Raw genomic sequence first — 12,469 nt, 5'->3', positions numbered from 1 at the left:
CAAAAAAATCATTAAAAGAATGAAAAAATACCCACCGATAAAAACAATGACTTTTGACAACGATTTGGCATTCGCACAACATGAAGAGATTGCAAAAGCATTAGATGTCAAGACTTACTTCACAAGGCCATATACGTCACAAGACAAAGGGACAATTGAAAACAGGAACGGAATAATCAGACTATTCTTCCCCAAAAAAACTGACTTTAATGAAATTGATAACAAGGAAATAAAAAGGGTCGAAAAGGCGATCAATAACAGACCAATAAGAAAATTTGGCTATGCCACCGCAAATGAAGTATTTTTACGATTCGAAGGTAGCGTTGCACTTATTCCTTGAACACAGGAATCAAAAATCTATTAATTTATCAAATAAAACAATTAAATTACTTCAGGCTTCACTATATAGAAATTGTCATTATTGCTTTCCTAAATTATAATGTTATAAAAAGGGGTAGTTAACCCATCTGTAATTATTAGAAATGCACCTATACCTATCATCACTCCAACTTTAAGAACTGTTGGGTTAGAGGAGTAGCGTGGATGAATTTTGTCTTGAATGGTCGCGTTCTTTAATTGCACTTTTGGAGAAAATTACAAACAATGATTTTGCAAGATAAAACAGTCTCTTTTTCAATCCTTGATTTCGAGCACAGTACCCGTGGCGCATATCAGGTTTTAAAATTAATTTGATATGACACAGTTCAAATTACACCCTCGTTTTTGACTTTCTTTGAGGATAGATGCCGACTTTAAATTTTCTGTTTACACAATATTTTTGACAGTCTCGAAAAAAATATTTCTTGTTTAAGTCTTGCTAGTTCAATATAAAAATCAAAGGTGTTGCAGATCTATTCTCCGCCTTTTTGCATGCCGGTATCCGACTCTATCCAAGCCCATTGCCGCTTTGTTGCTCAGGCTCTTACTGATATTCAGTCACCTTTGTCCTGATTAAAACTCAGTACTAAAACATTTTCATTCTTATTGTTTCATATATTGTTTGGTCACCGAGCTCCCCACTGAACACGATGACTCTACAGCCGCATGATAAATTTTTTAATACTTCCTAAATTCTTACCCCGAAACTGTATAAAAACCAATCATCAAGAGAGGTTAACTCTCCGGTTGATTGCCTTACATCGAAATAATTTAATAAATTCTTATAACAACAGTTGAATTACTTCCAAAAAATAAACATATTATTCCCAAAATTATGATAATTCAATTTAAGATTATTCAATATTTCTTCTTCAAAAATTCTTTTCACCTTAAGATTTTCATCTCTTTTGAAATCTCCGTTGATGGTTTTCCTGTCTCCAATACCTGTCCAATTATTTACTGAAACCAAATAAAGTTCTGAACTATTTAGCTTCCTGTCATCCAATTCAATGAAAAAAACAAATGAGATGTCCTGTTTCTTCAAGTAAACTTCCACATGAAAATGTGAATTCGCAGTATCAATAGAATCCAATTCATCAATGTTGTCAGATAAACTAAAATTTAGACTATCCATTTTTAAATCTTCTATTGCTTTGATCAAATTTCCGCTACTTACATCAAATACATATCTCTGAGCATACCCATAATTGCCAGACCCTACCATGATTCCCCAAAAGGCAAATGCAAAAAAGGCTATTATACCCAAAAAAATCAGTAAAGTTTTATATTTTACTTTCATTAATTTCAATGTTAATTTCTAATTTTACTAGCGCCGTTCATCATTATTTTAGGTATTATCGCCAGCCCTATCCCGAGAGAAATTAAAATGGCCTGTCCTCTCTCTGCAAAACTAGCCCCATTAAATGGATTTGTAGCGAGATCAAACTCATTTCCCATTAATTTAAAATCTGCCGGCAGAACATCTGTATCAAGCAATAAGCCAGTTGCTCCTTTCGCATGGTAACACTCTAATTTGATGGAAAAATATTTTGGGGATCTTGTACCCATCCTCTTTTGGTATCCCTCACTTGGTTTACTCAAATTCCAAAGGGCCGGTCCGTTTTGAGCGGCCAGAAAATCCAGAATCTATTCCAAAAAATTCACTAATGATTGTCAATGAAAAAATAGTCATAATTGAACGGGAATTGGCGTCTTTCTTAGTCGGGTTAATAGAAGAAAGTATAAAAGAAAAGCAATAAAATCAGAAGGAGAATACTGTTAAATTGTCGGACTAGATGAACGGGAATTGAATACCTTAAAACGCTAATAATCAAATAAATAAAAATATTTAACTAAATCACAACATTTTATGCAATTAAATACCAAGATATAATAATTTCCTGATAGACAATTAATTATATAGAAAAATCCTTATAGCGTGGATGAATTTTCGCTTGAACAGTTGCGTTCTTTAATTGCAAATTGCACTCTTGGAGGAAATTACAATTATTGAATTTGCAAGATAAAACAGTCTCTTTTTCAATCCTCGATTTCGGGAACAGTTTCCGTGGCGCAAAGATCCTCTGAGAGGCGATTGAATGGCCTTACGATTTTTTCTTGCTATTTGTTATGGAATTACCGTTACTATTAAGTGCATTTTTTGCATTTAAAGGAGTTATTACGTTTTTGCCTATTTTGGCTTCAATTTCTTTCCTTGTGTTGCCGGCTATTGTTCCGCCTTGTTTCGCAATATTTTGACTTTCTTTAAAGTTTTTCGGTCGCTTTTCTTTACTAATTTCTGTTGTAGTGGCTTCGGCTAACATATTCAGCACCAATTCAAGGTTCGTCATATTATCTTGAAGGCTTTCAGTTTTTAACCCTTTATGTTTTTTGTATTGCTTCACAGAAAAGCCACTCCACCCCCTAGTGATTTCATCGGTCAATATAGCATATTCCTGGCCTTTTTTTATGCCCCGTAAATCCCACTCATCTGTAAGGCCCTTATGTACTTCTATGCTTTTCAGGCGTTGGTTAACCCAGTCCTTGCTGTACCCTTTTTTCAGGTAAGTATCCATAATGCGGTCAATACCGATTTCAGGATCTTCAATTTCATCTATTCTTTCTCTTCCTACTTTTGCCAACCATAATTTGAATGGCTCCGCTTTTTTGGACGGTACGGATTGCAGAAGACGAAATAACTGTTCAGTATCAGCGACGTCAGTATTATAAAACTTCCCATCAGATGCTTTCAATTTCAGTTGACTACAAATTGTAGTCAACTCATTCCCCTCTTTTTTAAGTCGTGTTTTGAGAACACTCCAATATTTCCTCGGGTTAGGGCTATCAGTGAGTACCCCTATCACATCGACGATAGAAAAATACCATTTTTCAAGTTCTTCGTCCCAGATAAAAAAAGCCTTACAGTCAAAGACAGTAAGGCTTTTAGAGGAGTAGCGTGGACGAATTTTCACTTGAACAGTTGCATTCCTTAATTACACTAATGGAGGAAGTTACAAATAATGATTTAGCATAATAAAAGATGAGTTTAAATGATTATACGATTGGTTTGAATTTATTTTCAATTGCTCTACCAATTTGTGGAAATAAGAAGGAGACCATATATCCAAAACTTTTGGCTCCTTAATAAAACATTTAATATCATCCTTTGCACGTTCCATATATACTTAATCCATACTTTCCCTAACAAATCCACATCTTTAGCTAAAAGTCAAATTATTAATAACATTTAGCTGATTATATATACATAAATAGCTAAACCACTAAATTTTAATAATATTTAGCTAATTATATAACTATAAATAGCTAAATGTTATATATTTTTATAGATATAGCAAAATATGATCTTATATTTCGCTATATCTATAAAATCAGCTAATTTTACAGCAAAATTCACCAGATGGATAAGCTCATTGGACGGGAAAAAGAATATCTTTTGCTTTCTAAATTAAAAGAAAACGCCTCATCTTCGTTTGTCGCAATATACGGAAGAAGAAGAGTCGGAAAAACCTACCTGATTCGCAATGCGTTCAATAATAAGTTTGAGTTCCAATTAACAGGTATTGCCAATAGTAATACAGCTCAGCAATTATTAAATTTCAACATTGCAATCAAAAAATTTGATTCATCTACAGAACATCATCCCATAGCAAAAAATTGGTTGGAAGCATTTCAGCAATTAGTCACCTTACTAGAGAAAAGCAAAAATAAAAAAAAGATTGTGTTTCTTGACGAACTGCCTTGGTTAGATACTGCAAGGTCAGGCTTTATTCAAGCACTGGAACATTTTTGGAATTCCTGGGCCAGCCCGAGAAACGACATCATTTTAGTAGTATGCGGATCTGCTGCAGCCTGGATGATAAATAAATTGATCAACAACAAGGGTGGGCTGCATAATAGAATTACCCATCGAATCCGGCTTAATCCATTTACACTAAGTCAGTGCGAGGCTTATTTCAAGAATCGATCGGCCAAATTTGATCATTATCAAATTCTATTAATATATATGGTCATGGGTGGTATACCATTTTATCTTGATCAAATTGATACCAGTCAGAGTGCGGACCAAAATATCGACCGATTATGTTTCCAACAGGACGGCCTTCTTCGAGGTGAATTCAACAACCTCTTTCACGCATTGTTTCGGAAGGCAGAAGGCTATATTTCAATCGTTGAAGCACTGAGTGTAAAGGGCAAAGGACTTACGCGCAATGAGATTATAAAGGCTGCTCGTATAACCAATAATGGAGCAGCGACCCTTATGTTGAAAGAACTAGAGGAAAGTCATTTCATTCGTAAATATGCTCCTTTCAATAAAAAAGAAAAAATGAGCCTCTACCAATTAACGGACCCTTATTCACTTTTCTACCTAAAATGGATAAAAAATTCAAGCGAACTGGACCGGAATAATTGGATCAAGCAATTAGATAATCCTAAAAAAAGAGCTTGGAGCGGCTATGCTTTTGAACAAGTTTGCCTTGAGCATATAGACCAAATCAAAGATGCACTGGGTATATCCGCTATTGAAACAAGAACCTCTTCCTGGATTGGTCAAGGAGATAATCAAGGGGCACAGATCGATCTTGTAATTGATAGAAGAGATAGAGTAATTAATTTATGCGAGATGAAATTTTCCATTCGGCCGTTCACCATCACCAAATCATATGCCGAAACCTTAGCCACAAAAATTGACGCTTTTAAGGAACAGACAAAAACAAAATCCGCCATATATCTCACACTGGTTACAACTTTTGGTCTAGTATCAAATAGTTATGCTTCGTCCATGATTCAAAACGATTTGGAAATGGATATTCTATTTAAATAGTAACCCTATTTTAGACTGCTCTCATTGCACGGCTAAATGGTATAAGTTGTATATTTTTGTTGGGTATCAAAATGGGTCTCAGGAAGCAATACAGTGAGAAGATTGCAGTTAAATTCAGGCAAAAAAATATCCTAAGTAATTGATACTTAGGATATTTAGAGGAGTAGCGAGATCGGGAATTGAACCCGAGACCTCAGGGTTATGAATCCTGCGCTCTAACCACCTGAGCTACCTCGCCGTGGTTACCCATAAACACCGATAGGTGCTAATGGGTTGCAAAAGTAATAGGAAAATCCCTTTTCTGCAAAAAATTCTGGATAATAATTTCTTCTATTCCCATTCAATAGTAGCTGGCGGTTTGCTACTGATATCATAAACCACCCTATTAATGCCTTTTACATTATTAATAATGGCGTTGGACACATCAGCCAGAAATTCATAAGGCAGATGTGACCAGTCAGCCGTCATACCGTCTACAGAGCTAACCGCTCTAAGTGCCAACGTAAATTCATAGGTTCTTTCATCCCCCATTACACCAACGCTTTTCACAGGCAATAAAATGGCCCCTGCCTGCCAGACCTCATTATAAAGATTGCGCTCTTTTAATGCCTTAATATAAATATGATCTGCTTCCTGTAGAAGTTTAGCTTTTTCTTCTGTCACTTCTCCCAAAATTCTAATGGCCAGTCCCGGTCCGGGGAAAGGATGACGGTTAATCATGTCAGATGGAATACCAAGCTCCAGTCCCACCCTTCTAACTTCATCCTTAAACAAGGCTCTTAAGGGCTCCACCAGTTCCAGATTCATCGTAGCAGGAAGACCTCCTACATTGTGATGGGATTTGATGGTAACAGAAGGGCCATGAACCGATACACTTTCAATAACATCCGGATAGATCGTTCCTTGTCCTAAAAATGAAGCTTCACTAATTTTTTGGGCCTCCTCATGGAAAACATCAATAAAGAGTTTACCGATTATTTTTCTTTTACCTTCCGGGTCAGACACTCCGGCAAGTTCCTTATAAAACAGATTCTTGGCATCTATACCTTTTACATTCAGGCCAATTTCATTATAGGTTTCTAGTACCTGATTAAACTCATCTTTGCGGAGTACCCCGTTATCTACAAAAATACCGTGGAGTCTGTCGCCAATGGCCCGGCTGATTAAGGTAGCAGCTACGGTGCTGTCCACTCCGCCGCTGAGGGCCATAATAACATGTTTGTCACCGATTTTTTCTTTCAGTGAAGCCACCGTTTCCTCTACAAAAGATGCCGGTGTCCAGTCCTGGGCACATCCGCAGATACCTACCAGAAAATTATACAGGATTTTCTTGCCTTCGGTAGAATGGTAGACTTCAGGATGAAATTGTAACCCATATAAAGAATTTGGTTCAGCGGTGCTCTTTTTAAAAGCAGCCACCGGGATACTTTCTGTTGTTGCCAGCACTTCAAAGCCTTCCGGTAAGGCTTTAATGGTATCACTGTGACTCATCCAAACCTGGCTTTTAGCGGACAGCCCCAGCAAAAGCTTGTCTTCTAACTGACGCAGCATCTGGGCCCGGCCATACTCTCTTTTATCAGATTTCTCGACCCGACCGCCAAATACCTTGGCAGCGAGCTGAGCTCCATAACAAACACCCAGCACAGGCACTTTATCCAATATAGCCTGAATGTCCACCATTGGCGCATCCTGTTCATTGACGCTACATGGAGAGCCACTTAGAATCACTCCCTTAATATGCTCATTAAAATCAATCTGGCTATGAAAAGGAACAATGTCACAATATACATTAGCTTCTCTTACAGCCCTGGCAATCAATTGAGTATATTGGCTACCAAAATCTAAAATGATAATTTTTTCAGTCATAATGTTTGAATATTAGGAAGTATTTACCGGAATTTGCCGCAAAGCTAAACAAAAAGCCGGTCTAATTAAAAACCGGCTTTATTATTTATGGCATTTTAGCCATTATATATCGGTTCAGGACAGGCCTGCCACTTGATTAATCCGACTCGGGATTCATAATTTTACCCATAAATAAGATAGTATTAGAGGTCTGTTCACTGATAATGATGCCAAATGGGCGGTCACAGATAAAGGATACGGGCAATTGAACTGAAGTTGTTGCCATACCGGTCGTGGTCACCGCTGCGGCCTCTGTACCCTCTTCATCCACTTTCAGATACGTATTTTGTTTTACAAAATTTACGAAAATATGGTTAGCGGTCATTTTGCCAAAATTTGCATTATTCTGATCAAAAGCAGCTTTCATCCCCATGGACTTTAAAACATCATTGAAATTGAATTCATAGGCAGGAATAGAAAATCTGGGAAGGCCCAGATTTAATTCACGACTTAGCATATGTTGCTGCATATCACCCCAATCCGCGCTACTTACCTTACCAAATACCTCATTCAGACTTTTACCGGACGCAGGTAAAAGCACGGTCATAACAAACTGCCCATTGCCATAAGGTAACCTGACTGCACTATAATCCAGGCCTGCAAACATTTTAAATGAACTGGTCTGATGCATCATCTGTACCTGTTTTGTGCGACCGTCTTCCAGGGTAAAATCTGCGGCATTTGTCTTAGACTTATCAAATTTTAAGGCCCAGTCTCCCTTAAAATACAGGGCGTTCACTAAAAACATGACATCTTCCGGATTTATTTCCTTCAGGACTTTTTTAATCTTGCCATTCGTCTTCTCACTGGCCCAGTCATTTATGTACGAAGCATCCTCCTTTTTAAAGGGCAGCCCTTTTATAGTAGCATCAAAATCCGCCCCTATCAGGTCTAGGTAATCCTGCTTAAAGCTAAAAGTATTTTTATACCAGATAGAATTATAAAGGCCCAGCTGCACTTCAGGGTCTGCCTTGGGTAAATCCGTGAGCAGGGTTTGATAATCCGTATTCGCCTGTTCCAGGCTTTTACCTTCTAACCCCAGGGTATGCAGCATTTCATCATAGGTTGTTCCTTCTGCGCCATTTAACACCATACCCAGATCCATATGTAAACTTAAAGGAGAAATAAAGAAATTATCGGTTGTAGGCGCAGCTGCCTCCACCTGATGCAACAGATTAAAAGAAAAGTCATTGACGCTTTTTTGGGACGCCTGACTGATGCTGATCGTTTTTACGGGCGCATGACCACTCTCCCCTGACCGCCCCGAACTTCCTGAATGAACCGCTTTACTACAACCGGAGATTCCTATTACTCCGAGTCCCAATAGCGTTGAAAACATAATCAGATTTTTCATATTATAAATATTTTCATAAATAGTTTTTATCCGCTTTTTACCCATTTTTTGATATTTACCTCCAAAATTTTTCAAAAAATGAGCCGATCACCTATCACTAGTAAATGCAAAAACAAACGGACATTATAATCAATGTCACAACATACAAAACCAAAAATCCTTGCTTAAACAAAACGAAATATTTCTTTTCGGTCTGCCCAAAACTTTGTTGCGTTTTAGTGACTCCCCTATAATCTGGCCTTTATCTTTATATAACGCCTGAAAAACCCAAACGCTACAGTTGGGCTTTACGACCATGAATCACGCTAAGCCTTGGGGTGGGAGAATAAGATTATAGATACCCATCTCCAAAAATTACACCTGAAAAGCGGCTTAAAGTGATGGCAACTGATTAATCTTTTCAAAAACAACCCCGGAACTTATATTAATTAAAGCACGTAAAGCATTGATTGTATTACAATTACAATACAAGATTAAATAAGTTCTTCTAAAATATAAAAAATCATCTTAAAGCAAGCCCCGGTTTGAGCAAGCTAAATTTCAAGCAGGGCAAGCGTGGCCGCAAATAAGATTTTTCCGTGCAAGCCCCTATCTTTCATCACAAGCAGGCATAAAAAAACCAGGCCGTTAATAAAACTTAACTACCTGGTTTTAAATAAGATAATTGAAAAAACTAACTCAAATCACCCTCCTTAGGCGGGTTTTTTAAATTCAGTTTTTCTGGCTAATTTACTTTTCAGATTATTAGCTTTATTTTTATGAATCACACCGCGTTTTGCCAATTTATCGATCATAGAGAAAGTTAAAGGCAATGCAGCATCATAAGCTGCATCATCGGCAGACGCTTTAAGGTTACGGATATTGTTACGGGTGGTTTTACCGTAATAACGGTTTCTGTCCCTGCGTTTAGCTGCTTGACGTACGTCTTTTTTGGTAGCTTTATGATTTGCCATTAAAAATTTCTTTTTTGAGTAACTGTTTTTTCGGACTGCAAATGTAGAGCAAATTTCTGAAAGGAAAAATTTTTTTTAATTTCTAAGCAGCAACCCATTTATACACACAACTGTTTGTTGAAAAAAAAACCTAACATTAGGCTTTTATTAGAAGGGAATATTTGATATTTGCATTCTATTATAACTCATCTCACAAATACCCTGGAGAGATATGAAAGATTTCTCGTATATAACCAATTCTCACCCTTCATTCATTGAAGGATTGTACAAAGATTTTACAGAAGACCCCCAAAAAGTAGACCCGGATTTTAGAAAATTTTTCGAAGGATTTGACTATGCCGTTGCCGGAGATCTGGCAGTAACCGGTACCGGCAGTGTGGATGCCAATCAGCTTTCCAAGGAATTCTCCGTATACAGGCTGATTGAAGCCTACCGTCATAAGGGACACCTGATTGCCCAGACCAATCCGATTCGTTCCAGAAAAGATCGTCATGCGAATCTTGAATTAAAATATTTCGGACTGACAGACAAGGACTTAACTGAAAAATTCCAGGCAGGTCAGTTTATCGGGCTACCATCAGGCAGCCTGCAGCAAATCATTGACAAGCTTAAAAAGCTCTATTGCGGCTCCGTCGGGGTTGAATGCGGTTATATTACCGATCCCGAAATCTACACCTGGCTGATTGACCAGGTAGAAAAGAAATTCCTGGAAGTCCCCAGCCTGGACAAACGTAAAAGAAATTTAGAGAAGATCAACCAGGGCGTTATTTTCGAGAAATTCCTTCATACTAAATATATAGGTCAGAAAAGGTTTTCATTAGAAGGTGGTGAGGCTTTAATTCCTGCCTTGGACGCCATTATACATGAAGCCACTAATGACAATGTAGATGAGGCCGTTATAGGGATGGCTCACAGAGGTCGTTTAAATGTACTGGCCAACACGCTGGGCAAGACCTATGAACAAATATTCAGTGAATTTGAAGGCGTTATACCTGCCGATAAGACGCAGGGAAGCGGAGACGTTAAATACCATTTAGGTTTCAGAAGTGATTTTATTACCGCCAGCGGAAAAAAAATCAATTTACAGTTATGCCCCAACCCTTCCCATCTGGAAGTCGTTGACCCGGTAGCCCTTGGTTTTGCCAGAGCAAAAGCCAACGTACTGTATAACTTTAACTACAATAAGATCCTCCCTATATTAATCCATGGAGACGCCGCCGTAGCGGGTCAGGGTATCATTTATGAAGTCGCCCAGATGAGTGAACTGGAAGGTTATAATGTGGGCGGGACGATCCACCTGGTGATTAATAATCAAATTGGCTTTACTACGGATTATAAGGACGCACGCAGCTCAGACTACTGTACAGCGATTGCCGGCATAACCAAATCGCCTGTATTTCATGTCAACGGCGATGATATCGAAGCCGTTGTAAAAGCTGCAGAAATCGCTACTGTCTTCAGACAAAAATTCCACAAGGATATATATATTGACATCCTTTGTTACCGCCGTCACGGTCATAACGAAGGAGATGAACCTAAGTTCACCCAACCCCATTTGTACTCCCTGATTGATAAACATCCTAATCCCAGGGAAGTATATATGGATTTCCTCACCAATAACGGGGAAAAAGACGCCCAGCAACTGGCAAAAGAAATGGAGACCAAGTTCTGGAACGACCTGCAGGAGCGTTTTGATGAAGTACATCAAAAACCGCTTCCTTATAAATTACAGGCTCCTGAACAGTGGTGGCAGAAACTGCGTTACGCAGAGGCTGCGGATTTTCAACAGTCACCAGTCACCGGTATTACCGAGACCAGCGTTCATGATCTCATGGATAAAATACTGAGCTGGCCGGAGGATTTTCAGCCCCTACGCAAAATCAAAAAGCTCTTACAGGATAAAAAAGCACTTTTTGATAAAGACGGCCTGATTGACTGGGGTACTGCTGAATTATTGGCCTATGCCAGCCTTTTAATCGAAGAACTCACGGTGCGCCTTTCAGGGGAAGATGTCAAAAGAGGGACCTTTGCCCAGCGCCACGCCGTACTTTTTGACGAAAACACCAACCTGGAATACAATAGATTAAATCATCTCTCTGAAAATCAGCGTTCTGAGTTCAGGGTATACAACTCCCTGCTCAGTGAATATGCTGTATTAGGGTTTGAATATGGTTATGCACTGGCCAACCCGAATAATCTGGCTGTATGGGAAGCACAGTATGGAGACTTCGCCAATGGAGCACAGATGGTGATAGACCAATACATTTCCAGCGCAGAATCCAAATGGGGTTTGATGAGTGGTGTCGTACTGTTATTGCCGCATGGTTATGAAGGCAGCGGACCGGATCACTCCAGTGCCCGTCTGGAAAGATATTTGCAGAGCTGTGCTGAATACAATATGGTCGTCACCAATATTACCACAGCCGGCAACTTCTTCCATGCCCTGCGCCGGCAAATGAAATGGGATTTCAGGAAACCTTTGATTAACATGAGTCCTAAAGCCAATTTAAGGCATCCGGGTTCTTACAGCAAATCAGAGGATTTTGCAGGTCAACACCGCTTCCAGGAAGTCATCGATGACGCCCAGGCGGCCGGCAACCCTGCCCAGATCAAAAAAGTATTGCTTTGTAGTGGTAAACTCTATTTTGATCTGGAAGAAAAAAGACAAAAGGAAAACAGAACAGATATCGCCCTTATCCGTCTGGAACAGATTTATCCGACTCCCGAACAACAGCTGGTAGCCCTGCATGAAAAATACAGTGGTGCCGTCTGGTTCTGGGTGCAGGAAGAACCGCAGAATATGGGCGCAGCGACATTTTTGCAGACGACCTTTAAGGCTTTCCCTTATGGCATTATCAGCAGAAATGCCAGTGCATCCACTGCCACCGGTTATGCAAAAGTCCATAAAGTGGAACAGGAGGAAATCCTGGAGACCGCCTTTAATTTATAAGCAGTTTTTAGCTTAACTTAGGTCTCTCAGCAGACAGTTAAAATGTCTGAAAAGCAAAAAAACAATAGTAAGGTCTATTTAGATGG

General features: G+C 38.9%; 9 protein-coding genes and 1 tRNA gene. 3 read left to right on the top strand and 7 right to left on the bottom strand.

Annotated features, from left to right (window positions below):
* A partial coding sequence (locus BLU80_RS14390; protein WP_139188150.1) for an IS30 family transposase occupies nt 1-340 on the top strand: 340 nt, incomplete at its 5' end.
* A gap of 837 nt (nt 341-1,177) precedes the next feature.
* Here the strand turns inward: BLU80_RS14390 and BLU80_RS14385 are convergent.
* From BLU80_RS14385 to BLU80_RS14375, 3 genes are all read right to left on the bottom strand, one after another.
* Entirely contained in the window at nt 1,178-1,678 is a 501-nt protein-coding gene (locus BLU80_RS14385; protein ID WP_091399837.1) for a hypothetical protein, read from the bottom strand.
* A gap of 11 nt (nt 1,679-1,689) precedes the next feature.
* A complete protein-coding gene (locus BLU80_RS14380) occupies nt 1,690-1,947 on the bottom strand; it encodes a hypothetical protein (protein WP_091399835.1) in 258 nt (85 codons plus the stop codon).
* 536 nt (nt 1,948-2,483) lie between these two features.
* Nucleotides 2,484-3,350: a BRO-N domain-containing protein gene (locus tag BLU80_RS14375; protein WP_211481861.1), complete on the bottom strand. Its 867-nt coding sequence runs from the start codon at nt 3,348-3,350 to the stop codon at nt 2,484-2,486.
* Between the two features lie 446 nt (nt 3,351-3,796).
* On the opposite strand from BLU80_RS14375, the gene BLU80_RS14370 reads away from it, so the two are divergent.
* A complete protein-coding gene (locus tag BLU80_RS14370; RefSeq protein ID WP_091399833.1) occupies nt 3,797-5,221 on the top strand; it encodes an AAA family ATPase in 1,425 nt (474 codons plus the stop codon).
* A 164-nt stretch (nt 5,222-5,385) separates the two neighbouring features.
* On the opposite strand, the gene BLU80_RS14365 is transcribed toward BLU80_RS14370, so the two are convergent.
* The 4 genes from BLU80_RS14365 to rpsT all read right to left on the bottom strand — a co-directional run bounded on the left by BLU80_RS14365 (nt 5,386) and on the right by rpsT (nt 9,433).
* Nucleotides 5,386-5,459 (bottom strand) — tRNA-Met (locus BLU80_RS14365).
* A gap of 92 nt (nt 5,460-5,551) precedes the next feature.
* Complete coding sequence (gene guaA / locus BLU80_RS14360; RefSeq protein WP_091399831.1) at nt 5,552-7,087, bottom strand: glutamine-hydrolyzing GMP synthase; 1,536 nt, start codon at nt 7,085-7,087, stop codon at nt 5,552-5,554.
* Between the two features lie 136 nt (nt 7,088-7,223).
* On the bottom strand, nt 7,224-8,480 hold the full coding sequence (locus tag BLU80_RS14355; protein WP_170831249.1) for a serpin family protein: 1,257 nt from the start codon (nt 8,478-8,480) through the stop codon (nt 7,224-7,226).
* Nucleotides 8,481-9,172: 692 nt separating this feature from the next.
* On the bottom strand, nt 9,173-9,433 hold the full coding sequence (rpsT, locus tag BLU80_RS14350) for a 30S ribosomal protein S20 (protein WP_091399826.1): 261 nt from the start codon (nt 9,431-9,433) through the stop codon (nt 9,173-9,175).
* Between the two features lie 211 nt (nt 9,434-9,644).
* Here rpsT and BLU80_RS14345 point away from each other — a divergent pair, with 211 nt between their 5' ends.
* Nucleotides 9,645-12,383, top strand: a complete 2,739-nt coding sequence (locus BLU80_RS14345) for a 2-oxoglutarate dehydrogenase E1 component (protein WP_091399824.1) — start codon at nt 9,645-9,647, stop codon at nt 12,381-12,383.
* Nucleotides 12,384-12,469: the final 86 nt, after the last annotated feature.

The organism is Arachidicoccus rhizosphaerae, assembly GCF_900107765.1.
Classification (GTDB): domain Bacteria; phylum Bacteroidota; class Bacteroidia; order Chitinophagales; family Chitinophagaceae; genus Arachidicoccus; species Arachidicoccus rhizosphaerae.
The sequence above is the reverse complement of the archived record's forward strand: the minus strand, read 5'-3'. Positions and strand labels throughout refer to the sequence as shown.

Excerpts from the sequence above, each read along its gene's own strand:
- BLU80_RS14385 (WP_091399837.1), bottom strand. The coding sequence starts at position 1,678 with ATGAAAGTAAAATATAAAACTTTACTGATTTTTTTGGGTATAATAGCC.
- BLU80_RS14380 (WP_091399835.1), bottom strand. The coding sequence starts at position 1,947 with ATGGGTACAAGATCCCCAAAATATTTTTCCATCAAATTAGAGTGTTAC.
- BLU80_RS14370 (WP_091399833.1), top strand. The coding sequence starts at position 3,797 with ATGGATAAGCTCATTGGACGGGAAAAAGAATATCTTTTGCTTTCTAAA.
- guaA (WP_091399831.1), bottom strand. The coding sequence starts at position 7,087 with ATGACTGAAAAAATTATCATTTTAGATTTTGGTAGCCAATATACTCAA.
- BLU80_RS14355 (WP_170831249.1), bottom strand. The coding sequence starts at position 8,480 with ATGAAAAATCTGATTATGTTTTCAACGCTATTGGGACTCGGAGTAATA.
- rpsT (WP_091399826.1), bottom strand. The coding sequence starts at position 9,433 with ATGGCAAATCATAAAGCTACCAAAAAAGACGTACGTCAAGCAGCTAAA.
- BLU80_RS14345 (WP_091399824.1), top strand. The coding sequence starts at position 9,645 with ATGAAAGATTTCTCGTATATAACCAATTCTCACCCTTCATTCATTGAA.